A 22949-nucleotide genomic window follows, 5' to 3' on the forward strand; every position below is an offset into this window, starting at 1 on the left:
AGACCCGCAGGTCGACCCGCCTCGCCCCCTCTTGACCTTGACACAGTGGCAGGCGCTTGGCTGGAGCCGAGGAGGTGGCCCGATGACCATGCCGCGACAGGACGCGGATCGAGCCTTCCGGGGGCTGGAGAACAGCGATGCGTCGGTGCGGCTGCGGGCGGCGATGGCGGTCGGAACGTCCCCTGACCCGGCGTTCATCGACAAGCTCATCGAACGATGCGCGGTCGAGCCCGAGTTCTTCGTGCGCGACATGCTGACGTGGGCACTCACCCGCCACCCGGCGTCGGCGACCGTTCCCCGGCTCGTCCATGAACTCCGCTCGGAGCGCGCGCAGGCTCGCAGCCAGGCGCTGCACACGCTGTCCAAGATCGGGGACCGGCGGGCGTGGCCGGCGATCACCCACGGGCTTCTGCGCGACGCCGACGACGAGGTGGCGCGGAGCGCCTGGCGGACGGCGGTCGTGCTCGTGCCCGAAGGGGAAGAACCCGAGTTGGCCGCCGTCCTGGCGACCCAGCTCGGGCGCGGCGGACGCGAGACGCAGCTGAGCCTCAGCCGGGCGCTGATCGCGCTCGGTGAGGTGGTCCCTCCGGTGCTGCGGGCCGCGATGGCGGATCCGGACCGTCGCGTGCGCACCCACGCGATCGCCACGGAACGGCTGCTGCGCGACCCGGAGGCCGGATTCGAGTTCGCGATCGAGGAGGCGAAGCGCGTCGTGGCCCTCGGCACCACCGGTTCCCAGGAGGGATGACAGGCAGTGTTGATCGGTGAGGTGGCCCGCCGTTCCGGGGTCAGCGCCCGCATGCTCAGGCACTACGAGTCGCTCGGCCTGGTGCGGCCGACGGGCCGTACCGGCGCCGGCTACCGGGAGTACTCCAGCGAGGACATCCGGCGGATCTTCCACATCGAGAGCCTGCGGTCCTTGGGGCTGTCGCTGCGCGAGGTCGGGCGCGCGCTCGACGACCCCGGCTTCACGCCCTCCGAACTCGTCGACGACCTCATCAGCCGGACGCGAGAGCGCATCGCACGCGAGACGGAGCTGCTCACGCGCCTCCACCGCATCGATGCCGCCGAGCCCGCCGGCTGGGAGGACGTCCTCCAGACCGTCGCGCTCCTCCAGGCACTGAGGTCGGAGAGCCCGGGGAAGCGGCAGCGCGCGGCCCTCTCCTCGGTCGAAGAGGTGCCGGTCCCGGTGGAAGCACTGGTCGAAGCGGCCCTGGGCGAGACGGACCCGAACGTCGCCGGGGCGCTTCGCTGGGCTTTGGCGCAGGCGGGCGACAGCGCCTTGGCGCCGCTGGCGGACGGCCTGGGCTCCCCGGCGGCCGAGGTGCGGAAGCGCGCCGTCCAGTCCATCGCCGAGATTCCGGGCGATGAGGCCACCGCACTGCTGCAGGACGCCCTCAAGAGCCCTGACATCGTCGTCCGCAGGTATGCGGCCCTGGCGCTCGGAACACGCGGGGTGGCCGACGCCGTCCCGACACTGATCGACATGATCGTGGCGGAGGCGAACGACGTCGACGCGGCCGACGCGCTGAGCACCCTGGCGAGCCGCCCCGCGCCAGCGGACCAGATCGCCACCGCCCTCGTCGACCGCCTCGCCCACAGCACCACGGCCCCGCCCGCACGCCGACGGCTGACCCAAGCACTCGCGGACATCCCCGGAACGACGGCCTCACGCGCCCTCGCAGACCTCTCGCAGGACGAAGACCACGTCGTCGCCCTCACCGCGACCTACATCCTGCGGATGCGCGACGAACAATGAGGGGAAAAGTGCGGCGCCCCTGTTGAATCCGCCCCTTCCCATTCGACGCATAGGTGAGCCAGGGTTGCATCGGTCGATGGGACCGGTCCCGGCCGACCGCGAAGGAGCACAGCGATGAGGGTCATGGTTCTGGGCAAGGCGACGGAGCGGTCCGAGGCCGGGGAGCTCGGCACGGCCGAGGAGTTCGCGGCGATGGAGCTGTACAACGAGAAGCTCATCGAGGCGGGGATCGTGCTGGCCGGCGACGGACTCCAGCCGAGCAGCAAGGGCAAGCGGATCGCCTTCGACTCCGACGGCGGCACCACGGTGATCGACGGCCCGTTCACCGAGACCAAGGAACTGGTCGCCGGCTACGCGATCTGGGAGGTCGCCTCGATGGAGGAGGCCGTGGAGTGGGTCAGGCGCTCACCGCTGCGCGACAGCGAGGTCGAACTGCGGAAGATCCTCGACGCCGACGACTTCACCGAGTCCTTCGGGGACGAGATCGCGGCGGCCGAGCGGCAACTGCGCGCAGAGCCCGCCGCCGACCAGTAGTGGCCTCGGCGACCCAGCAGGCGATCGACGCGGTCTGGCGGATCGAATCCGCCAGGCTGATCGCCGGCCTGACCCGCGCCGTCTCCGATGTCGGGCTGGCCGAAGACCTCGCGCAGGACGCGCTCGTCGCAGCGCTCGAACAGTGGCCCGAGTCAGGCGTCCCGGACAACCCGGGCGCCTGGCTCATGGCCGTGGCGCGCCGCCGCGGCGTCGACGCCGTCCGGCGCGCCGCGACGCTGCAGAGCAAGGTCGAACTGCTCGGTCGCGAGCTCAACGATCACGAGACTCCGATGGACGAGATCGAGCTCGACCCCCGTGTCGAGGACGACGTGCTGCGGCTGATGTTCACCGCGTGCCACCCCGTGCTGTCGGTCGAAGCCCGCGTGGCCCTCACCCTGAAGATGGTCGCCGGGCTGTCGACCGAGGAGATCGCCCGCGCGTTCCTGGTGCGGACGACCACGATGGCGGCGCGGATCACCCGGGCGAAGAAGGCGCTCACCGAGGCCGGGGTGCCCTTCGAGGTCCCGGTCGGCGCGGAACTCGCCGACCGGCTGGGCTCCGTGCTCGAAGCCGTCTACCTGGTCTTCAACGAGGGCTACACGGCCACCACCGGCGAGCGGTGGGCACGCGCCGAGCTGTGCCAGGAGGCGATGCGCCTCGGCCGCATGCTCGCCGCCCTGGCCGCCGGCGAGTCCGAGACGCATGCCCTGGTGGCGTTGATGGAGATCCAGGCGTCCCGCCTCCGCGCCCGCACCGGGCCCGACGGCGGGATCGTCACGCTCGACAAGCAGGACCGCGCCCGCTGGGACCGGTTGCTGATCACGCACGGTCTCGCCGCGCTGGACCGGGCCGAAGAGCTCGGCGCCACCGGCTCCTACGCGATCCAGGCGAAGATCGCGGCCTGCCACGCCAGGTCGCCGCGCGCCGAGGACACCGACTGGGCGCGCATCGCCTCCCTGTACGGAGACCTCGTCGCGCTGACCCGCTCGCCGATCGTCGAACTGAACCGCGCGGTCGCCGTGTCCATGGCCGACGGGCCGGCCGCCGGTCTCGCCGTGACCGACGGGCTGCTCGACGTCGCCGCGCTGCGCGGCTACCACCTGCTGCCGAGCGTGCGCGGCGACCTGCTGGCCAGGCTCGGCCGCTCCATGGAGGCACGTGCCGAGTTCGAGCGCGCCGCCGAGCTCACCTCGAACGAGGCCGAGCGCGCACATCTGCTCGCCCGGGCCCGCACCTGCTGACCCCCCGGGCCGGGCGGGAACGAGCTCGTCGTGGACGTCCCGTCCTGCCCGGCCGCCGAGAATGCCGGTGTCGGCGAGGCCCGCAATCGGGGGATGTCGTGGGACCGCATCGGCGAAGCCCTCGGAATGCGACGCCAATCAGCGTGGGAACGGTTCTCCTGAGACGCCGTATGCACGCCGGTGCCGGCACCACCGGCGTGCCGTGCGCGACCTCATGACTGGCCGGCTGTCGGGCCGTTGATCTAGTGTCATGCCGTTCAGCGGGCCTTGGTGCCTCGGACCACGTGACCGGAGGAGTCGATGACGGCAGGGCGGCCGATGCCCACGCAGGACGACGTGCTCGGGTACTTCGACACGCTGTCGAACTGGGGACGGTGGGGCGACGACGACGAGTTCGGCACGCTGAACCACATCGACGACGACGTCCGGCTGGCGGCGGCGCGGGCCGTGCGCCACGGCAGGAGCGTGTCGTGCGCCTGGGAGGTCGCCGTACCGAAGGACATGGAGCGGTCGACGACGACGTGCCCGTGCGCCGCCGACATGCCGGGTGCCGAGAACATGCCGGCCGCCTTCCACAACGACCGGCGCTGGGGCTTCTCGTCCGAACGGCTCGGCCTCACGTTCCACGGCAACACCCTCACCCACCTCGACTCGCCGTGCCACATCTTCTGGGACGGCCAGATGTACAACGGGCGGTCGCACTCGCTGGTCGACGCCGAGACGGGATCGGCGTGGGCGGCCGTCACGGCGGCGGCGAACGGGATCGTCACGCGTGGTGTCCTGCTGGACGTCGCGAAGGTCCGCGACGTGCCGTGGCTGGAACCGGGGCAGGGCGTGTTCCCCGAGGATCTCGAGGAGGCCGAGCGTCGCCAGGGCGTGCGGGTGCGGCCCGGTGATGCGGTACTCCTGCGGACCGGCTATGGCCGCGTCCGGCACGAGGCCGGCGAGTCCGGCGGTATCCGGCAGGCCGGGTGGCACGCGTCCTGCCTGCCGTGGCTGCACGAACGGGGCGTCGCGCTGATCGGCGCCGACACTCCCCAGGACGTCCAGCCGTCCGGGTACGAGGACGTGTTGATGCCGGTCCACGCCGTGAGCCTCGTCGCGATGGGTCTGTGGCTGCTCGACAACTGCGACCTGGAGGCGTGCGCGACGACGGCCGCGGAGCTCGGCCAGTGGGACTTCCACCTCGCGGTCGCGCCGGTCCGCTTCGCCGGCACGTCCGGCAGCCCGGTCAACCCGATCGCCACCTTCTGACCGGGGGACTCGACCAGCTGCGAAGTCCCGAGCTGTACTTCAACGCGGCCCGGCTGGACCGTTCGATCGCCCTGGCCACCGACGATTACCGGCGCCTGGCCTCCCCCGGATCGCCCCCATCACCCTCACGTCCTGACCCTTGCCGCAATCCCCCGCCCAACCGGTCACAAGGCTGGAACCGTTCTGGCTCCGGGCCAGTCCGATCACGGTGATCACGGAAGGGGATGCCATGGAGACGGGTGCTGGAGAGGCCGACTTCCAGGAGGCGAAGTCGCTCCAGAAGCAGGGCCAGGTGCGGGAAGCCGTACGGCATTTCAGGGCCGCCGCCGAGGCGGGGCACGTCGGCGCCATGCTCAAACTCGGGGTCCTGGTCGTCGGGCGGGACGAGGCCGAGGCCGAGCGGTGGTGGCGCGCGGCGGCCGAAGCGGGCGAGCGGGTCGCGCAGCTCAACCTCGGCATCCTCTGCTCGGACCAGGGTCGCGACGAGGAGGCCGAGAGCTGGTACCGCGAAGCGGCCGAGGCGGGAGAGCTCGGCGCCCGGCACAATCTCGGGCTGCTGCTCATCGGCCGCCGGGACGTGGAGGCGGCCGCCGAGCAGTTCCGCATCGCGGCCGAGGCCGGGCACCTCGACTCGGTCACCAACCTCGGTCTGGCGCTCGGTGAGATGGGCCGGGCGGAGGAGTCCGAGGAATGGCTGCGGCGCGCCGCCGGAGAGGGCGACGGCCGTGCGCTCAGCGCCCTCGCCAACCACCTCTACTCCCAGGGCCGGCGCGAGGAGGCCGACGAGTGGTGGGAGAAGGGGGCGGCAGCGGGCGACCCGGACTCCCTGTTCAACCTCGGCGTCCGTTGCGAGCACAAGAACGACATGGCAGGGGCGGAGGAGTACTTCCGCAGGGCCGGCCAGGCCGGGCATCCGCGCGGTGCGGCAAGGGCGACGGCCGTGGCCCGCGGACTTCGCGAGAACGGCGCCCCCTACATGCCCGGCCTTTTCTGACCGGTCCCTGCTGTCGGCTCGCCCTGCCTCCGTCAGGGGAGGGCGGTGAGCTTGCGGTGGAGGAGGGCGCGTTCCTGGTCGTTGGCCGTCAGTTTCACGGCTCGTTCCAGCTCGGTGCGGGCTTCCTCCGGACGGCCCAGGCGGATCAGCAGTTCGCCTCGGACGCTCGGGAGGAGGTGGGAGTTCGCCAGGGCGCCTGAGGCCGTGAGGTCGTCGACGATCGCGAGGGCGGCGGCCGGGCCACTGGCCATGGAGACCGCTACCGCTCTGTTGAGGTCGACTACCGGGGACGGCGCCAGGCGGCCCAGGGCCTCGTAGAGGAGGACTATGCGGTCCCAGTCGGTCTCGCCTACAGACGAGGCCAGGGCGTGGCATTCGGCTATCGCCGCCTGGAGGCCGTAGAAGCCGAGGCCTCGCCCGGCCTGCTGCGCGTGGGCCAGGGCGGCCCGGCCCCGGCCGATCGCGGCGCGGTCCCAGCGGGTGCGGTCCTGGTCCTCCAGCAGTACCGGCTCGCCGTCCGGGCCGGTGCGGGCGGGAAAGCGCGCCGCGGTCAGCTCCAGCAGGGCCAGCAGGCCGTGGACCTCCGGCTCGTCCGGCATCAGCTGGGCCAGGACGCGGGCCAGGCGCTGCGCCTCGCCCGCGACGTCGAACCGGATCAGCTCGCCGCCGGAACTGGCCGTGGAGCCCTCGGTGAAGATCAGGTACACGACGTTGAGGACGGACGGCAGGCGCTTGGCCCGGTCCTCCGCGATGGGCACCTCGAACGGCACCCGGGCCGCGCCGAGGGTCTTCTTCGCGCGGGTGATCCGGGCCTGGACGGTCGCGGTCGGGACGAGGAACGCCCTTGCGATCTCGTCGCTGGTCAGGCCGCCGACCACCCGCAGCGTCAGCGCGATCCGCGCCTCCCGCGACAGGACGGGGTGGCACGAGACGAACATGAGCGCGAGCACGTCGTCGTCGATCTGGTCGGGGTCCCAGAGCACGTCGTCGGCCTCCTCGGGCGGTCTTCCCGTGACGGCCCCGCCCTCGCCCAGTTCGTGGGCGAGGGCGGCGTACCGCTCGTCGCGGGCGGAGCGGCGGCGGAACGCGTCGATCGCGCGCCGCCGTCCGACGGTGAGCAGCCACCCCGACGGGTTGCGGGGCACGCCGTCGCGCGGCCAGGTCACGAGCGCCTCCGCCAGCGCCTCCTGGGCGAGGTCCTCGGCCAGCGCGAAGTCGCCGGTGTAGCGCGCGAGCGCGCCGACGATCCGCGCCGACTCGATCCGCCAGACGGCGGCGACGGCCTCGCGGCCGGTGGGGTCGCCGGTCACAGCTGGCCCGTGGCCTCGCGCCAGGCCCGCTCCTTCTTGATCCACTCGTTGTCCTGCGGGAACTCGTCGATGGTGGGGACCCGGCGGATCTCGGTCTTGAAGCCGGGACCGGCCGGCGCCCGCTTGGCCCACTCGACGGCCTCCTCCTTCGAGGCCACGTTGAGGATGTAGAACCCGCCGAACAGCTCCTTCGTCTCGCCGTACGGACCGTCGGTGACCACGGGCGGCTCGGAGGAGTGGTCGACGACCACGCTCTCGGACGGGTCGTCGAGGCCCTCCGCGGCGAGCAGCACCCCGGCCCGGATCAGCTCCTGGTTGAACCGGCCCACGGTCTCGATCATCTGGGCGTGGTCCGTCTCCGCCATGCCCGCGTAGGCCTCGTCGGTCGCCCGCATGATCAGCATGTACTTCATGTTCTCCGTCTCCCTGTTCGTCCGGGCCCCCCGCGGGGCCCCTGCACCCCTAGGTCGAACGGGGGACGGCCGGAATCAACACGCCCGCGAATTTTTTCCCGGAGACATTCTGGGCGAACGCTTCCCCCGGTCAAGCAGGGGACGTTTCACGGCCGCCGGTACAGCGCCGGGTCCGGGTGCTCGACGAAGCCGAACTCGCGGTGGAGAGGGGCGCCCTCGCGGGAGGGACTCCGCCCTACGCGCTGGAGGCGGCGGCGCCGAAGGGGTTGTCGAGGACGTAGCGCCAGCGGCCGTCCGGGCCCCGGCGGGCGACATCGGTGGCGGTGCCTTCGAGGCGGACCGGGCCCTCGTCCCCCTCGCCCTCGATCACCCAGTCCACGATCAGCAGCGCTACGTCGCCGGAGGCGTAGACGTGGCGGGGGCTGACCTTGATCGGCAGGCCGAGGGCCATGAAGCGGGCGTTGGCGGCATGGGCGTCGGAGCCGGTCAGCGGGGTGCCCGGCTCGGGGACGAACACCGCCCCCTCCTCGTACAGCTCCGCCACCGCCGCCGGGTCGCCGCTGTTGAAGCGGTCGGCGAACACGAGCATGACGTCCTCGGGGCGTTCGGCCAGTGGGCGCATCGTCGTCCTTCCGGGTAGACAGGGTCGGGACGCGAAACGCTAGGAGGCGCTCTCGTGACTCACCAAACGGTCAGCCGCCCAGGGCTGCCCGACGATCCGCACGCCCGCGTGGCGGAGCCCACGCCCACCTGTCCGGTGGAGATCACCCTGACCGCGCTGCGCGGCCGCTGGACGACCCTGGTGATCCGCGAGCTCCTGCGGGGCGACCGCTCGTACAGCGAGCTGCGGCAGGCCCTCCCCGCCTTGTCCGACAAGGTGCTGACCGACCGGCTGGCGCATCTCGTCGGGACGGGTGTGATCGAGAAGGAGAGACGGGCGGGCTGGCCGCCGCGCACGCGGTACGCGCTCACTCCGCAGGGTCGCCGGCTGGGGCCGGTTCTCCAGGCGCTCTGGGACTGGGGCGCCGAGCGCTAGTCAGCCCAGGAGGCCCCGGATCATGTCGCGGTAGGCATCCTTCATGGGGAGGTCGCGCTCGGTGCGGATCCGGCGGCGGGTGGCGATCACGTCCATGCCGCGGATCGGGTCGTGCCCCACCTTCTCGTAGGCCTCCCACCACAGTCCGACGCCGCGCCGCTGCCAGGACGGGACCTCGTTGAAGTTGACGCCGCGCGAGAAGAGCAGCTCGTTCTTGTCGGCGATGGACGTCCGTTCCAGCCTGCGGCTCGCCTGCCGCGCGGACATGCCCTCGTTGCGCAGCGTCCAGTAGCACCAGCCGTTCAGGGCGCACCGCGCCGCGTCGGCCTGGCGCCAGGACAGGTAGTCGACCACGTCGTCGGTGCAGGCGCCCATCCAGACGCGGCCGTCGAAGACGGCGGGCTCTCCGGCGGCGTGGGTGAAGGCGGCGGTGGCGATGCCCGCGGACAGCGAGACGAGCTTCTCCACCTCGCGGCCGAACAGGTCGAAGGCGGGGTCCAGGACGACGGAGATCTCGTCGCTCTCGGTGTAGGCGTACCGCCCGCCGAGCTCGGTGAGCAGGGTGGTCGCGGTGTCCGCCATGAGGGCGGAGAAGCGCGGGTCGAAGGGCTTGTCGAAGCGGCTCTCGGTGTAGCGGGAGAAGGAGCGGCCGTCCACGCGCACGACGGCCCAGGCGCCGGGGAGCAGCGTCAGGGAGTGGAACCACTCGCGGGCGCGCATTCGCGCTTCAAGGTCCTTCATCCAGGGGCTCCTCGGGCCGGGTCACGACGAAGCCTCCGGCGCCGTCGTGGCCGACGGAGCAGACCTCGTCGAAGCCGTCGGACGGGCGCGGGCGGCGGAGTCGCTTGAGCGTGGCATGGATCCCGACATCCGGCACCTGGATTACGGGCGGGCGCGCCGCGTTGCGGTCCCTCGACGCGGCGATGTCGGGCGGGAACCAGTAGGCGGTGACGCGGGCGCCGTGGCGACGGCCCAGGGCGACGAGCGGCTCCCACTCCTCCGGGGACGGGTTCGTGTTGTCGACGGCGACGCACCGGCCCGATTCGAGGGCTTCGGCGATGAGCCTGAGCTGGCGGGCCTGCTTCCGGCGGGCGGACTTCGGGAACAGGTCCTTGCTCACATGGACGTGTGTGGCGGCGAGTCTCTGCCGGTAGAACGTCGTCTTGCCGGACGCTTGCAGGCCGACGAGGATCACGAGTTCGGGCATCAGGCGGGGGTGAGCTCGGCTACCAGGGCGGCGGCGCCGGTTTCGGTCGTCTCGCGGAAGGACTCGCCCGCCCAGAGGTTGACGCCGTCCGGGTCGCCTTGGGCCGCGGACGCCCGGCGCAGCGGCGCCGTCACGTAGTGGACGTCCGGGTAGGCGGCGGGCGCTTCCCCCGAGTGCTCGGCGAGGAAGCGGTTGACGAGCCCCCGTGCGGGACGCCCGCTGAACGCCCTGGTCATCGCGGTGGAGGTGAAGCGGGGGTCGGTCAGGGCGGCCTTGTGGACGTCGCTGGCGCCGCTCTCCGGGCAGCGCAGGAACGCCGTCCCGAGCTGGGCGGCGTCGGCGCCGAGGGACAGGACCTCGGCGACGTCGGCGGCCGTGGCGAGGCCGCCGGCGGCGATGAGGGGCTGCCGGGTCGCCTCGCGGACGGCCGGGATCAGCGCGCGCAGGGGCTGCGCGTCGTCGAGGGTGTTGGCGAACGAGGCCCGGTGGCCGCCCGCCTCGGGGCCCTGGAGGCAGAGCACGTCGGCGTCGGACGCCCGGAGGGCCTCGTCCACGGAGGTCACGGTGACGATGACGGTGGCGCCGCGGTCCTTGAGCGCGCGGATCACGTCCGCGGTGGGGCAGCCGAACGTGAAGCTGACGAACGCGGGCGGATCGGACACCAGGTCGGCGATCTTCGCGTCGTAGGCGTCGTCGCGGGCGCCCGGGACGCCCGGCTCGACGCCGAGGCGGGCGGCCTCGGGGGCGAGGCGGGCGCGGTAGCGGGCCACGGCGGCCGGGTCGACCTGGTCCAGGGACGGCATGAAGACGTTCATCCCGAAGGGTCGGGACGTCAGCTTCCGCGTCGCGGCGATGTCGGCGCGCATCGCCTCGGGCGCCTTGTACCCGGCGGCGAGGAAGCCGAGGCCGCCCGCCTCCGAGACGGCGGCGGCCAGCTCCGGCGTCGACGGCCCGCCCGCCATCGGGGCCTGCACGATCGGCTTCTCCGGCCACATGGCGCTCACCTCGTCCGACTCCGGCTCATTATCCGCACGATAATCGCGGGGGACACCGGGCGGTGAGGCCGGGGTCGCGGGAGGGAAAGGGGATCGGCATGCGGGTGCTGCTGCACTACGACATGGATCACGAGGAGCCCGGCCTCGACATCGTGAGCTGCTCGGAGCAGGACGACGCCCGGTTCGCCGAGCTGCTGCCCGGGACCGAGGTGCTCTGGCACGTGCTGCGCCCGGTGACGGCCGCCGACATGGACCGGGCGCCCAAGCTGCGGCTGATCCAGAAGCTCGGCACCGGCGTGAACACCATCGACCTGGACGCGGCGGCCGAGCGCGGGATCGCGGTCGCGAACATGCCGGGCCGCAACGCGCAGGCGGTGGCGGAGACGTCGCTGCTGCTGATGCTGGCGGCGCTGCGGCGGGTCGTCCCGTTCGACGCCCGGACGCGGCGCGGCGAGGGCTGGCCCGCCGACCGGGCCCTGGTGGGCGGCGAGCTGGCCGGACGGACGGTCGGGCTCCTCGGCGGCGGTGAGATCGCGACGCTGCTGCGCGGGATGCTGGAGGCGATCGGGGCGACCGTGCTCTACACGACCCGGCGGCCCCGGCGCGAGGACCCGGCCTGGCGGGAGCTGGACGACCTGCTGCGCGTCAGCGACATCGTGTCCGTGCACATCCCCTTGACCGACGAGACCCGTCATCTTCTCGACGCCGAAAGGCTCGCGCTGCTCCCGGAGGGCGCGATCGTGGTGAACACGGCGCGCGGCGCGGTGATCGACGAGGCGGCGCTGGTGGCGGCGCTCAGGTCGGGGCGCCTGGGCGGCGCCGGGCTGGACGTCTTCGAGAAGGAGCCCGTCGACGCCGGCAACCCGCTGCTGGCCCTCGACACCGTCGCGGTCATGCCGCACGTCGCGTGGCTGACCCGCGAGACGTGGGACCGGTACTTCGCGGTCGCCGCGGAGAACTGCCGCCGCCTCGCGCGCGGCGACGGCCTCCTCCACCGCGTCGTCTGAGACCCGGTCGGACGCGTGCGGTCAGGCTTCGGCGGTCTCCCACCAGGTGAGGTTGGCGGCCGCCCGGGCCACCGGCTCGATGATCTCCCAGGCCTCGGCGATCAGCCCGTCCTCGACCCGCCAGATGTCGACGACCGCGATCTCCGGCCCGTCCGGGAGCCGCCGCCGCGTGTGCAGGACCACGTGGTCGCCGTCGGCCAGCAGGTGGCGGATCTCGACCTGCATGGCGGCGAGCGGGGTGAGCGCCGCCTGCACGGCGGCGAGCCATTCCGTCTTGGTCGAGGAGGTCGCGTCCGGCCGGTGGTGCACGAAACCGTCGCCGAGCAGCGGCCGGAGCCCGTCGGTGCTGCCCGTCGTGATCAGTTCCGACAGTGCCCGCTGGACGATCTCCTTGTTGGTCAGGGACGCCGCGTCGTTCGGGAATGCTGTGTCGGTCATGGGCGCAGTGTTTCCGCGACCGTGGCGGATTGTCGATGAAGTCCCATTTCATGGCGTCCCGCCGCACAATGAGTACGCTCGATGACCGTGCACACGGTCGGGGAGCTCCTGCGGCAGTGGCGGCATCGCCGGAGGCTCAGCCAGCTCGACCTCGCGATCGCCGCCGATGTCTCCGCCCGGCACGTCAGCCTCGTCGAGACGGGCAGGTCCAACCCGAGCGCCGCCATGATCCTGCGGCTCGCGGAGCATCTCGACGTACCGCTGCGCGACCGCAACCGGCTGCTGCTCGCGGCCGGATTCGCCCCCCGGTACTCCGAACGGCCGCTCGACGACGACGCGCTGTCCGCCGCCCGGAACGCGGTCGAACGCGTGCTCCGCGCGCACGAGCCGTACCCGGCGCTGGCCTTCGACCGCCGGTGGGACATCGTCATGACCAACCGCGCCATCGAGCCGTTCCTCGCCGAGGTCGACCCCGAGCTGCTCCGGCCGCCGGTCAACCTGCTGCGGCTCGGCCTGGACCCGCGCGGGCTCGCCCGCCTGGTCGTCAACCTGTCCGACGTGCGCGCGGTGTTCCGCTCCCGGGTCAGGCGCCAGCTCGCCGCCGCCCCCGACCCCGGGCTCGCCGCCCTCTACGAGGAACTGCTGGAGCCCGGAGCCGAGGAAGCGCCGGCCGGCGCCGACGTCACGATCCAGATGGTCGTCCGCTTCGCGGGGCGGGAACTGCGGATGTTCTCCACCATCACCACGTTCGGCACCCCCATGGACATCACGCTGGACGAGGTCGCCGTCGAGTCGTACTACCCGGCGGACGCCGAGACCGCCGCCTACTTCGAGGGCCCCGGGAAGGGGGTCACGGGATGAGGACGGGCTTGACGACCTTGCCGGACGTCGTGTCCGCCTCCGCCTCGTTGATCTGGGCGAGCGGGTAGGTGGCGACGAGCCGGTCGAACGGGAACCGGCCCTGCCGCCACAGCTCGATCATCCGCGGGATGAACGTGTGCGGGACGGCGTCGCCCTCGATGATGCCCTTGACCGTCCGCCCCATGAGCAGGAGGTTGGCGTCCAGCCGGTACTCGGCGGCGCCGACGCCGACCAGGCCGCAGACGCCGGTGGTGCGCAGCGACGCGACCGCCGTCGAGACGACCTCCGGGACGGCCGTCGAGTCGAGCGCGTACTGCACGCCCTCGCCGCCGGAGATCGCCCGGATCCGTCCGGCGATGTCGTCGTCCGCCCCGTTCAGGGTGTGCGTGGCGCCGAGTTCGCGGGCCAGGTCGAGCCGGGACTCGTGCAGGTCGACCGCGACGATCATGGAGGCGCCCGCGACCCGCGCGGCCATCACCGCGGCCAGCCCGACCGCGCCCGCGCCGAAGACCGCGACGCTGTCGCCGGCGCGGACGCCGAGCGAGATCAGCACCGAGGCGGCCCCGGTCTGCACGCCGCAGCCGAGCGGCCCGAGCACGTCGAGGGGGACGTCCCTGGTCACCGGGACGACGTTGCGCGCGGTTCCGAGGGCGTGGCTCGCGAAGGACGACTGCCCGAACCAGCGCGTGTGGACGGGCTCGCCGCCCGGGCCGGTGGCGCGGGGCGTGCCGTCCAGCGGCATCGCGAGCATGTTGAGCGCGGTCATCTGGGGGCAGGCGCCGGGCTTGGCCGCGCGGCAGTTGTCGCACGTCCCGCACGAGTCGAACGACATGACCACGTGGTCGCCAACGGTGAGTCCGGTGACGCCGGGGCCGACCGCCTCGACCACGCCGGAGCCCTCGTGCCCGAGGACGACCGGCTTGGTGATCAGGTCCCCGGGGATGCGTCCGAGCATGTCGGTGTGGCACATCCCCGCGCCCGCGACCTTGACGAGGACCTCGCCGGGGCCCGGGTCGGCGAGGTCGAGCGACTCGATCGTGTAGGGGGCGTCTGCGGCGCGCAGCACCGCGGCTTCGATCTGCACCAGGGGTTCCTTAGACGAGGGAGTAGCGGACGGGGAGGCGCTTGAGGCCGCCGACGAAGGTGGTGGCGATGCTCTCGGGCGCTCCGGCGAGCTCGATGGAGCCGAGGCGGGGCAGCAGTTCCTCGAAGAAGGCGCGGACCTCGATGCGGGCCAGCGCCGCGCCCAGGCAGTAGTGGACGCCGAAGCCGAACGCCAGGTGCTTGTTCGGGTCGCGCCCGACGTCGAAGCGGAACGGGTCGTCGAAGACGTCCTCGTCCCGGTTCGCGGACGGGTAGGACAGCAGCACCGCCTGGCCTTCGCGGATGGTGGTGCCGCGCAGCTCGTAGTCCCGCGCGGCGGTGCGCATGAACTCCTTGACCGGGGTGACCCAGCGGATCATCTCGTCCACGGCGAGCGGCATCAGCTCCGGCTTGTCCTGGAGCCGCTTGAGCTGGTCGGGGTGCTCGATGAGGGCGTGCAGGCCGCCGGAGATCGTCGCGCTGGTCGTGTCGTGCCCGGCCGTCGCGATGATGACGTAGTAGGACGCGGTGTCGAAGTCGTTCAGCGGCTCGCCGTCGATGCGCGCGTTCGCGATGGCGGAGGCGAGGTCGTCGGTCGGGTGCTTGCGGCGCTCCTCCGTCAGGCCCTGGAAGTAGGCGAAGAAGTCGAGGAGGACCTGGAGCTTCTCCTCGTTGGTCGTGCCGCGCTGGAGCTCGTCGTCGTCGCCGCCGAACAGCTCCTGCGTCAGCTTCAGCATGCGGTCGAAGTCGCTCTCCGGCAGGCCGAGCAGCGACAGGATCACGTAGAGCGGGAAGTGGACGGCGACCTCGCGCGCGAAGTCGCACTCGCCGCCGAGGTCCACCATCCGGTCGACGTACCGCTTCGCCAGCTCGCGGACGCGCGGCTCCAGGGCCCGCATCGCGCGGGGCCGGAACCAGTCCGCGCCGATCGCCCGGACGACCCGGTGGTCGGGGTCGTCCATGTGGATGAGCGTGCGCAGCGCGATGCCCTGCTCGGCGCGCTGCCGGTTCAGCTCGTCGAACTCGGCGGTGCCGAGCAGCGGGCGCGGCGCGTTCAGGAAGATCTCGTGGTTGCGCTCGATCTCCAGGACGTCCTCGTGCCTGGTGATCCCCCAGAACGGGGTGTAGTCGGGGGCCTCCACCCAGTGCACCGGGGACTCGCGGCGCAGCAGCGCGAGGGAGTCGTGGAACCGCCGGTCATCGGCGTAGGCCTTCGGGTCGGCGAGCGCCAGGCCCGCCTCGTCCAGGGTCAGCATCAGCGCTTCACTCCTCGGTCACGGCGGCCGCCCACCAGGAACCTACGGGCCCGAATTGCATTCGGTCAACGACCTGCGAGGCGATGGCGGACGGGCCCCGGGGCGAGCCCGGGACCAAACGGGCGCGGAGCCACAGAACGGGCACGCGGCTCAGATGTCGGTGAAGTCGCCGTGGCGGCCGCGGCCGCTCGCGAACCTCCCGGCGCCCTTGACCGCGTCCTCCATGGAGCCGAGGCCGTGCCGGTACTCGGCGGCGATCGCCTCGTCCTCGGGCAGGCCCTCCGCCTCCAGCGCCGACAGCCGGTCCCCCCGCAGGCAGGCCTGCGGGAACCGGGCCAGCTCGGCCGCCAGCTCCTCGGCCGCCTCCCGCGCCCTCCCCAGCGGGACGAGCCGGTTGGCGAGGCCGATCTCGAACGCCTCCCGCCCGTCCACGGGCCGGCCGGTGAGGATCAGGTCCATGGCGCGGCTCGCGCCGATCAGCCGCGGGAGCCGGACCGTCCCGCCGTCGACGAGCGGGACGCCCCAGCGCCGGCAGTAGACCCCGAACGTGGCCGTCTCCTCCACGACGCGCAGATCGCACCACAGCGCCAGCTCCAGGCCGCCGGCGACGGCGTGGCCCGCGACCGCCGCGATGACCGGCTTCGACAGGCGCATCCGCGTGCAGCCGAGCGGCGCGTCGGCCGGGGGCGGGTCAAGGCGCGGGCCGCGGTCGGTGCCGACCGACGTGAGGTCGGCGCCGGAGCAGAACGTCCCGCCCTCGCCCCACAGGACGGCGACGCTCGCGCCGTCGTCCGCGTCGAACTCGCGGAACGCCGCGGCCAGCTCGCGCGCCGTCGCGCCGTCCACCGCGTTGCGCGTCGCGGGGCGCGACATCACCACCGTGGTCACCGGGCCGTCCCGCTCGATCCGTACCGCCACGCGCAGCCTCCTAGTCGCCGGTGAACGCGCCGTCCGCCAGGTCCTCGAAGCGCTCGAGGTCGTCCGCCGGGGCGTCGATGCCCCGCAGCGGGCCGGGGTCGGCGAGGTGGCTCCGAGCGTAGAGGCGCGCGACCAGCGCCTTGCGGTCCGCGCCGGAATCGGCGCGCTCCCACCCGGCCTGCTCCAGCAGCAGCGCCGCCGCGTACACGTCGGCCATGTACTGGGCGAGCGGGTAGAGGCGGGCTTCGGCCACGGTCCTGTCGAGCCCCCGCCACTTCTCTATGGCCTCGCGGAGATGCCCGATGCTCTGCCCGACCAGCGCGGCCGTCTCGTCGTCCCCGCCGGGCGCCTGCTCGACGGCCTGGGCGAGCCGTTCGAGGAACGGCTCATGGGCGTTCTGCCGCTCGACCGCGCGGCGGACGTCCAGGCACAGGATGTTGTCGCCGCCCTCCCAGATGGGGTTGACCTGCGCGTCCCGGAGGATCCGCGCGACCGGCCACTGCTCGATGTAGCCGTTCCCGCCGTGGATCTCGATGGCGTCGCTCGCGGCCGTGACGCCCAGCCGGGCGGCCCGCAGCTTGATGAGCGCGGCCCCCAGGCGCAGCCGGGGGCGTCCCAGGTACCCGTCGAAGACGAGCGCCTGCACGGCCTCGGTCTCCACGATCAGCTCGGCGAGCTTGCGGCGCATGAGCGGCTGCGCCCCCAGCGGCGCGCCGAACGCCTCGCGGGCCCGCGCGTAGCAGAGCGACTCGACGAGGGCCCGCCGCGCGCAGCCGAGGCCCATCATGGAGATGCCGAGCCGGGCGCCGTTCGTCAGCTCCATCATGCGGGCGAGGCCCTTGCCGTCCCCGCCCTCGCCCGCGCTCGACGCCGGGGCCAGCAGGAACGCCTCCGCGTCGGTGAACTCGATCTCGGCCGACGCCACCGACCGCGTGCCGAGCTTGTCCTTGAGCCGCCGGATCCGGACGCCGTTGCGCGAGCCGTCCCGCCGCTCCCGCAGGACGAGGAACGGCGCGATGCCCCGGACCCCGTCCACGGCCCCCTCCGGCTTGGCCAGCACCACGAACGCCGAGCCGTTGGCGTTGGACGCGAACCACTTGAACCCGTTGAGGCGCCAGGCGTCCCCGTCCCTGGACGCGGTCGCCTCCAGCGCGCCGAGGTCCGAGCCGCCCGACCGCTCGGTGAGCATCTGTGCGGCCTCGCCGGACATCTCCCCGGCCGCGAACAGCTCCCGCACCCGCGCCTTGACGTCGTCCGGTGCGAACATCTCCGTCAGCCCCACGACCATGTCGCCGCCGGTGCCGAGCGCGCACGCCATGCCGATGTCGGCCTGGTCCAGCAGGTAGCTCCAGGCCACGCCCATCGGCGCGGGGTCGACGCCGCTCCGCTTCGCCTCGGCCACGAAGTCGGGCCGCGTGAACGACGTCGCCACGAGGTCCCGGCGCGCCGCCTCGAACGAGGGCGGCATCACGACCTCGCTGATGTCGCGCCCCCACCGGTCGTACTTCTCCAGGCGGGGCGGGTTGCGGTCGGTCTCCTCGGCCCGCTCGGCGATCGGTCCGCCCATCAGCGCGCCCATCTCCCTGAGCCGGGGCTCGGCCCAGCCGAAACCGTCGCCCAGGTGGCGCCGCATGAGGAACCGCAGCGTGGGGTCGCAGTCGTACCAGTTGCGGCCGACCGCGCCTCGGTAGCGCTCGGTCGCGTAGCGGCGCGCCTTCTCCGCGCCCCCGAACGGCAGCCGGTCGAACGACTCGATGAGGTAAGACGCCATGGCTCGACATTACACTTAGCTCTCACGCGACGGAAAGACTGTAATCTGAGGACGGGGCCACCCCGGGTCCCCGGTAGGGTCACGACCAGCCATGGACAGCCTGGAGATACGCCCGCTCACCGCTCGGTCCGTCGTCCTGAGCACGCTGCTGGGCGTCCACCCGCCCCGGCTCCCGGCCCGGTACCTCGTCCGCGTCGGCGAGCTGTTCGGGATCGCGGAGGGGACGATCCGGGTGGCGCTCTCGCGCATGGTCGCCGCCGGCGACCTCGTCCAGTCCGGCGGCATGTACGCCCTCACCGAGCGCCTCCTCGCCCGCCAGGCCCGCCAGGACGAGGCCCGCCTCCCCCCGACCCGCCCCTGGGACGGCGGCTGGGAGATCGCCGTCATCACCGCCGAGCGCCGTCCCGCCGCCGACCGCGCGGCGCTGCGCCAGGCGATGTCCACCATGCGGCTCGCCGAACTGCGGGAGGGCACCTGGCTGCGCCCGGCGAACCTGACCCGCCCGCGGCCCGAGCCCGTCCTGCGCCAGTGCACCTTCCTCACCGGCCGTCCCGAGGGCGACCCCGCCGCCCTGGCCGCGTCCCTGTGGGACCTCGACGCCTGGACGGCCAAGGCCCACGCCCTGCGCACCGCCCTGGCCGAGGCCGCCTCGATCGCCGAGCGCTTCACCTACGCGGCGGCCATCCTGCGCCACCTGCTGAACGACCCGCTCCTCCCCCAGGAGTTGCTGCCCACCGGCTGGCCCGGGCCCGACCTGCGCGCCCACTACGAGGCCTTCGAAGCCGACTTCGAGCAGCTCCTCACCACCCAGGTCCTCGCCTGATCCGGGCATGGGACGGACCTGGAGCATCGCGGCGGCGGCCATCGCCGCGGCGTTCTTATCGATCACGCAGTGGGACGCGTCCGCCCACATCCCGCCGTACCTGACCGCCTTCCGCTACGGCGACGACCCCGTCGCCCGGGTCTTCTCCTTCTTCGCTCCGCTGACGCCGCACGACTCCGTCGGCCCACATCTGCGGCCGTGGATCTGGCCGCTGCGGCTCGGCGTCTACCTGCTGACCACCGCGCTCGTCTATCTCGTCGCACGCTCCTTCACGCCGAGGACGGGCCTCGCCGGGGCCGTCCTCCGCTGGACGAGCGCGGTGATGCTGGCCTTCGGAGCCGGCGAGGTGGCGGCGCTGACGATCGTGATCCTCGACGGGCTCGGCGACCCGCCGGGCGTCTCCCTGGCGATCGTGATCGACACGCGATGGGACCGCCACTTCTGGCCCTCCGACGCGCTGTTCGCCGGTGCCGGCATGGCACTGTGGACCGGGGTCCCGCTGGCAGGCCTTTACCTTGCGCACCGCGTCTGGCGGGCGAGACGGCCCGACCACGTCCCCGACGTGCTCGCGGGGGCCGTCAGCGACCTGCCGGGGCGGGCGCGCCACATCGCCACGGTCGGCATCATTCCCGCGGTGTGCCTGGCCTTCCTCGGCGGCGCCACGAAATTCGTCTCCTTGGACGACGGCCGGGTCTCGCTGCCGGAAGCGGTGTCGAACATCTCGCTCTATCCGAGGCTGCGGCCGAAGCCGCCGCCGAACGCGGTCGACGACTGGCTCGCCCCCAAGGACGGCGAGAAGTTCATGTTCTACTCCGGCCTCAAGGAGAGTTGGCCGGTGTCGACCGCCGTGGCGCTCGTCTTCATCGCGCTGTTGTGGCTGCTGCTGTGGTGGGTCGTCTCCCGAATGGAGCCAGGGGCTCGACACGGCACCCTGCACGCGTTCCTCTTCGGATGGTCGTTCACCGTTCTCACCGGTGCCCTGACCGGGCTCTCCCATGCCGCGCTGTCCCGCGCGACCTACGGGAGCAGCATCGGTTTCGGGACGCAGGTGACGCTCATCCTGCCGTTCGCGATGCGGTTCGGCGCCGTCTGGGGCTGGCTCGTCGGGCTGGCCGTCGCGTTCTCCTACCGGAGAAGCCGATTCCTTGGCGCGACGACCGGGGCTACGGACACTCCGGCGGAGACGGAGACGACTCCTTGAGCAGCTTCGCGTACTTGGCCGCCGGCACCTTCGTGTAGTGCTGCCTTTGGCAGTTCAGCCCGTCCATGAACACCGTCTGGTACCGCGCGGCGTCGGCGAGCCTGCCGGTCAGCGCGAACAGCCGGTTCCCCGGAGCCCTGATCGACATCTGGTGGCGCCCGCCGCCCGCGATGTAGTCGACCTGCACGCTCCATTGGCAGTACGGCCCCTCCTTGGACGCGGGCCTACCCGGACGCCCGATGGTCGCCACGATCGCGAGCGTCTCCTTCCTGCCCTTCTCCAGGGTCAGCCGCTGCGCCTTGGGGCCGACGAAGAACGGGGAGAGCCTTCCGTCCTCGTTCCGCTGGAAGACCGGGCGCGGGCGCGGGCCGTCGACCACGAGGAAGAGCGCGATCTTGTCGCCCGCCCCCGCGCTCGGGTTCTCGATGAGCGCGCCCGACGGCGCCGGTCCGCACCGCCCGCCGGCCATGACCGGGCGGACGTCCACGATCTCCACGTCCTCGTTCCGGCGGGTCTCGACGGTGATCTCCCAGCGGGAGGCGCCGACGTCGATCGCGCCGTGCGCGGCCAGCCACTCGTCGGTCAGCGAGTCCGGCGGCGCCGCACCGCCGGGGAGCGCGTCCCCGCCGCCCTTCCGCGCCGGCACGAGGACGTCGTTGCCGGCGTCGAGGTCATGGTGGACGTCGACGACCCGGATCGCCTCGCCCGCCGAGACCGAGTCGGCCACCTCCCCGGGCGTCAGCCAGCCTTCGCCCACCGCTCGGAGCGTGTCCTGGAAATAGGCGGCGGTCACGGCCATGACGATGAGCGATAACCAGGCGAACGGCTGCTGGTACCAGCGTTTTCGCGAAGGGGGATGATGGGCGTTCCTGGGCTGCCTGCGCCCGCTGCCATGCCGAGTGCTCATCCACGCCCGCATCGCTCGCCATCCGGTGAGTCAAGACGTTAACACGCGAGTCTGTTCCTTCAAGGAAACGTGATCAGCTGGCGGACGGCCTCGGCGGTGTGAAGGCGGTCGAAGCCCTCGTTGATGGCATCGAGAGGAAGGCGGCCGCTGAGGAGGGCGTCCACAGGGAGGGCGCCGTCGCGGTAAAGGCCGATGAAGCGGGGGACGTCGCGCCTGGGGACGCACGAGCCGAGGTAGCTGCCGCGCAGGGTCCGCTCCTCGGCGACGAGGCTGAGCGCGGGCAGGGACAGCGGCGCGCCGGGGGCGGGGAGGCCGACCGTGACGGTCGTGCCGCCGGGGCGGGTGGCGGCGTAGGCCTGTTCGAGGACGGCCACGACGCCCGTCGTCTCGATGACCTTCTCCGCGCCGCCGGACGTGAGGTCGCGGATCGCCTCGACGGCGTCCGGGCCGCCCGCGACGGGCCGGGCGCCGAGGCGCTCGGCGAGGTCGCGCTTGTGGGCGACGACGTCCACGGCGAGGACGGTGGAGGCTCCGGCGGCCTTGGCGGCGAGGACGGCGGACAGGCCGACGCCGCCGAGGCCGAAGACGGCGACGGTGTCGCCAGGGGCGACGGCGGCGCTGTGGAGGGCGGCGCCGGCCCCTGTGAGGACGGCGCAGCCGAACAGCGCGGCGATGTCGAAGGGCAGGTCGCGGTCGACCTTCACGGCGGACCGCGCCGAGACGACCGTGTACTCGGAGAACGCCGAGACGCCGAGGTGGTGGTTCGGGCGGGTGCCGTCCGGGGCCCGGAACCGCCTGCCGCCGCCGAGGAGGGTTCCGGCGCCGTTGGCCTGGGCGCCCGGTCCGCACAGGGCGGGGCGTCCGGCGACGCAGCGCTCGCAGTGCCCGCAGGCCGGGACGAACGCGAGGACGACGTGGTCGCCGGGCGCGAACTCGGTGCCGGGCCCGGTCTCGACCACCTCGCCCGCGGCCTCGTGCCCGAGGGCCATCGGGAGGGGGCGCGGCCTCGACCCGTTGATGACGGACAGGTCGGAGTGGCAGAGGCCGGCGGCGCCGATCCGGACCAGCAGCTCGCCGTGGCCGGGCGGGTCCAGGCGCAGGTCGGCGATCTCCAGGGGACGGGACGCGGCGTAGGGGGCGGGGCGTCCCGACTCGACGAGGACGGCGGCGCGGGTCGCGGTCATGCTGCCAGCAGCTTCTGCATCTCGGTGCGGACCGCTCCGGTGATCTCGACCGGGCGGCGGGTGTCCCTGTCGACGAAGACGTGCACGAAGTGGCCCTCGGCGACGAGCGCGCCGTCCGACCCGCGCAGCATGCCGACCTCCCACCGGACGCTGGAGCGGCCGAGCTTCCCGACGCGGAGCCCCACGCGGATCATGTCGGGGAACGAGACCTCGGCCTTGTACTCGCAGTGGGACTCCACGCAGAGCGCGATCGAACCGGAGGTCGCGGGGTCGAAGCCGGCGGTCCGGATCATCCACTCGTTGATGACGGTGTCCATCAGCGAGTAGTGGACGACGTTGTTGACGTGCCCGTAGACGTCGTTGTCCTTCCACCGCGTCGGGACATTCTCCCAGTACAGGTACTCGCCGGTCATGAGGAGCAGACTAGGGGCGGGTCCTGGGCGGCGCCGCATCGGCCGGGCACAACGGTGACCGTGCAAAATGTCAGCCGGGTGCGCGAGTGCGCCCGCCCAACACGAGCCGGACCCGCCCCCGGGCGGGGACGGGTCCGGTGCTCGGTATCGGGTGGCCGGTCGGTGGTCAGTAGCGGCGGCGGCCTCCGCCGCCTCGACCTCGCGACAGCAGTCTTCGGATCTTGGCCTGGGTGCGGGGGTCCCGGGCGAGCCGTTCCGCCCGCGCCCGCGCCTTGCGCCCCTGCGGGCTCCGGGCGAATCGCATGATCTTGTCCATGAGCGGCACGTTCTTCCTCCTCGGGCTG

26 protein-coding genes are annotated in these 22949 nt (G+C 72.8%); 11 read left to right on the top strand and 15 right to left on the bottom strand.

What is annotated here, in order from left to right; translation table 11 throughout:
• Nucleotides 1–82: 82 nt before the first annotated feature.
• The 6 genes from AB0C21_RS07105 (at nt 83) to AB0C21_RS07130 (ending at nt 5782) form a co-directional block, all read left to right on the top strand.
• Nucleotides 83–748 carry a HEAT repeat domain-containing protein gene (locus AB0C21_RS07105; protein ID WP_500203135.1) on the top strand — a complete coding sequence of 222 codons (666 nt, stop codon included), beginning with the start codon at nt 83–85 and terminating at the stop codon, nt 746–748.
• 6 nt (nt 749–754) lie between these two features.
• Nucleotides 755–1759: a HEAT repeat domain-containing protein gene (locus tag AB0C21_RS07110; protein WP_500203136.1), complete on the top strand. Its 1005-nt coding sequence runs from the start codon at nt 755–757 to the stop codon at nt 1757–1759.
• 114 nt (nt 1760–1873) lie between these two features.
• Nucleotides 1874–2293 (top strand): YciI family protein, encoded by a 420-nt coding sequence (locus tag AB0C21_RS07115; RefSeq protein ID WP_500203137.1) that lies wholly within the window; start codon nt 1874–1876, stop codon nt 2291–2293.
• Nucleotides 2293–3534, top strand: coding sequence for an RNA polymerase sigma factor (locus AB0C21_RS07120; protein ID WP_500203138.1), 1242 nt, complete (start codon nt 2293–2295; stop codon nt 3532–3534). Before AB0C21_RS07115 ends, AB0C21_RS07120 begins: the two co-directional genes overlap by 1 nt.
• Before the next feature lie 300 nt (nt 3535–3834).
• Nucleotides 3835–4788, top strand: coding sequence for a cyclase family protein (locus tag AB0C21_RS07125; RefSeq protein WP_500203139.1), 954 nt, complete (start codon nt 3835–3837; stop codon nt 4786–4788).
• 229 nt (nt 4789–5017) lie between these two features.
• Nucleotides 5018–5782: a tetratricopeptide repeat protein gene (locus AB0C21_RS07130; protein ID WP_500203140.1), complete on the top strand. Its 765-nt coding sequence runs from the start codon at nt 5018–5020 to the stop codon at nt 5780–5782.
• A gap of 32 nt (nt 5783–5814) precedes the next feature.
• Here AB0C21_RS07130 and AB0C21_RS07135 read toward each other — a convergent pair whose 3' ends face one another.
• From AB0C21_RS07135 to AB0C21_RS07145, 3 genes are all read right to left on the bottom strand, one after another.
• Complete coding sequence (locus tag AB0C21_RS07135) at nt 5815–7092, bottom strand: RNA polymerase sigma factor (RefSeq protein WP_500203141.1); 1278 nt, start codon at nt 7090–7092, stop codon at nt 5815–5817.
• A complete protein-coding gene (locus AB0C21_RS07140) occupies nt 7089–7505 on the bottom strand; it encodes a YciI family protein (RefSeq protein WP_149260010.1) in 417 nt (138 codons plus the stop codon). The genes AB0C21_RS07135 and AB0C21_RS07140 overlap by 4 nt, the downstream gene beginning before the upstream one ends.
• A gap of 235 nt (nt 7506–7740) precedes the next feature.
• Nucleotides 7741–8127, bottom strand: a complete 387-nt coding sequence (locus AB0C21_RS07145; protein WP_500203142.1) for a YybH family protein — start codon at nt 8125–8127, stop codon at nt 7741–7743.
• Nucleotides 8128–8181: 54 nt separating this feature from the next.
• Between AB0C21_RS07145 and AB0C21_RS07150 the strand changes: the two genes are divergently transcribed.
• Complete coding sequence (locus AB0C21_RS07150) at nt 8182–8541, top strand: winged helix-turn-helix transcriptional regulator (protein WP_500203143.1); 360 nt, start codon at nt 8182–8184, stop codon at nt 8539–8541.
• Here the strand turns inward: AB0C21_RS07150 and AB0C21_RS07155 are convergent, their stop codons facing one another.
• From AB0C21_RS07155 to AB0C21_RS07165, 3 genes are read right to left on the bottom strand one after another with little or no spacing between them, the layout of a single operon-like run.
• Entirely contained in the window at nt 8542–9282 is a 741-nt protein-coding gene (locus AB0C21_RS07155) for a tRNA(His) guanylyltransferase Thg1 family protein (protein WP_500203144.1), read from the bottom strand.
• Nucleotides 9269–9748 (bottom strand): AAA family ATPase, encoded by a 480-nt coding sequence (locus AB0C21_RS07160; protein WP_500203145.1) that lies wholly within the window; start codon nt 9746–9748, stop codon nt 9269–9271. Before AB0C21_RS07160 ends, AB0C21_RS07155 begins: the two co-directional genes overlap by 14 nt.
• On the bottom strand, nt 9748–10743 hold the full coding sequence (locus tag AB0C21_RS07165; RefSeq protein WP_500203146.1) for a nitronate monooxygenase: 996 nt from the start codon (nt 10741–10743) through the stop codon (nt 9748–9750). Before AB0C21_RS07165 ends, AB0C21_RS07160 begins: the two co-directional genes overlap by 1 nt.
• Nucleotides 10744–10841: 98 nt before the next feature.
• On the opposite strand from AB0C21_RS07165, the gene AB0C21_RS07170 reads away from it, so the two are divergent.
• Nucleotides 10842–11750, top strand: coding sequence for an NAD(P)-dependent oxidoreductase (locus AB0C21_RS07170; protein WP_500203147.1), 909 nt, complete (start codon nt 10842–10844; stop codon nt 11748–11750).
• Nucleotides 11751–11771: 21 nt separating this feature from the next.
• On the opposite strand, the gene AB0C21_RS07175 is transcribed toward AB0C21_RS07170, so the two are convergent.
• Nucleotides 11772–12188, bottom strand: a complete 417-nt coding sequence (locus AB0C21_RS07175; RefSeq protein WP_500203148.1) for a nuclear transport factor 2 family protein — start codon at nt 12186–12188, stop codon at nt 11772–11774.
• An 81-nt stretch (nt 12189–12269) separates the two neighbouring features.
• Between AB0C21_RS07175 and AB0C21_RS07180 the strand changes: the two genes are divergently transcribed.
• Complete coding sequence (locus tag AB0C21_RS07180; RefSeq protein ID WP_500203149.1) at nt 12270–13049, top strand: helix-turn-helix domain-containing protein; 780 nt, start codon at nt 12270–12272, stop codon at nt 13047–13049.
• On the opposite strand, the gene AB0C21_RS07185 is transcribed toward AB0C21_RS07180, so the two are convergent.
• The 4 genes from AB0C21_RS07185 to AB0C21_RS07200 all read right to left on the bottom strand — a co-directional run bounded on the left by AB0C21_RS07185 (nt 13039) and on the right by AB0C21_RS07200 (nt 18077).
• Nucleotides 13039–14133, bottom strand: coding sequence for an NAD(P)-dependent alcohol dehydrogenase (locus tag AB0C21_RS07185; protein WP_500203150.1), 1095 nt, complete (start codon nt 14131–14133; stop codon nt 13039–13041). The two genes, AB0C21_RS07180 and AB0C21_RS07185, sit on opposite strands and share 11 nt — an antisense overlap.
• Before the next feature lie 10 nt (nt 14134–14143).
• Nucleotides 14144–15388: a cytochrome P450 gene (locus tag AB0C21_RS07190; protein ID WP_500203151.1), complete on the bottom strand. Its 1245-nt coding sequence runs from the start codon at nt 15386–15388 to the stop codon at nt 14144–14146.
• A gap of 150 nt (nt 15389–15538) precedes the next feature.
• Nucleotides 15539–16306: a crotonase/enoyl-CoA hydratase family protein gene (locus AB0C21_RS07195; protein ID WP_500203152.1), complete on the bottom strand. Its 768-nt coding sequence runs from the start codon at nt 16304–16306 to the stop codon at nt 15539–15541.
• A gap of 10 nt (nt 16307–16316) precedes the next feature.
• Complete coding sequence (locus AB0C21_RS07200) at nt 16317–18077, bottom strand: acyl-CoA dehydrogenase family protein (protein WP_500203153.1); 1761 nt, start codon at nt 18075–18077, stop codon at nt 16317–16319.
• 91 nt (nt 18078–18168) lie between these two features.
• On the opposite strand from AB0C21_RS07200, the gene AB0C21_RS07205 reads away from it, so the two are divergent.
• Together AB0C21_RS07205 and AB0C21_RS07210 are read left to right on the top strand one after the other, a co-directional pair.
• The gene (locus tag AB0C21_RS07205) at nt 18169–18900 is read left to right on the top strand and encodes a PaaX family transcriptional regulator C-terminal domain-containing protein (RefSeq protein ID WP_500203154.1); all 732 of its coding nucleotides are present in this window, start codon (nt 18169–18171) and stop codon (nt 18898–18900) included.
• 7 nt (nt 18901–18907) lie between these two features.
• Nucleotides 18908–20101: a hypothetical protein gene (locus AB0C21_RS07210; RefSeq protein WP_500203155.1), complete on the top strand. Its 1194-nt coding sequence runs from the start codon at nt 18908–18910 to the stop codon at nt 20099–20101.
• On the opposite strand, the gene AB0C21_RS07215 is transcribed toward AB0C21_RS07210, so the two are convergent.
• The 4 genes from AB0C21_RS07215 to AB0C21_RS07230 form a co-directional block, all read right to left on the bottom strand.
• Entirely contained in the window at nt 20064–20894 is an 831-nt protein-coding gene (locus AB0C21_RS07215; RefSeq protein ID WP_500203156.1) for a hypothetical protein, read from the bottom strand. The two genes, AB0C21_RS07210 and AB0C21_RS07215, sit on opposite strands and share 38 nt — an antisense overlap.
• 173 nt (nt 20895–21067) lie before the next feature.
• The gene (locus AB0C21_RS07220; RefSeq protein WP_500203157.1) at nt 21068–22192 is read right to left on the bottom strand and encodes a zinc-dependent alcohol dehydrogenase family protein; all 1125 of its coding nucleotides are present in this window, start codon (nt 22190–22192) and stop codon (nt 21068–21070) included.
• Nucleotides 22189–22605, bottom strand: a complete 417-nt coding sequence (locus AB0C21_RS07225; protein WP_500203158.1) for an acyl-CoA thioesterase — start codon at nt 22603–22605, stop codon at nt 22189–22191. Before AB0C21_RS07225 ends, AB0C21_RS07220 begins: the two co-directional genes overlap by 4 nt.
• A gap of 166 nt (nt 22606–22771) precedes the next feature.
• The gene (locus AB0C21_RS07230; protein WP_500203159.1) at nt 22772–22930 is read right to left on the bottom strand and encodes a hypothetical protein; all 159 of its coding nucleotides are present in this window, start codon (nt 22928–22930) and stop codon (nt 22772–22774) included.
• Nucleotides 22931–22949 lie beyond the last annotated feature (19 nt).

The organism is Spirillospora sp. NPDC049024, from assembly GCF_040649235.1.
Lineage (GTDB): Bacteria > Actinomycetota > Actinomycetes > Streptosporangiales > Streptosporangiaceae > Spirillospora.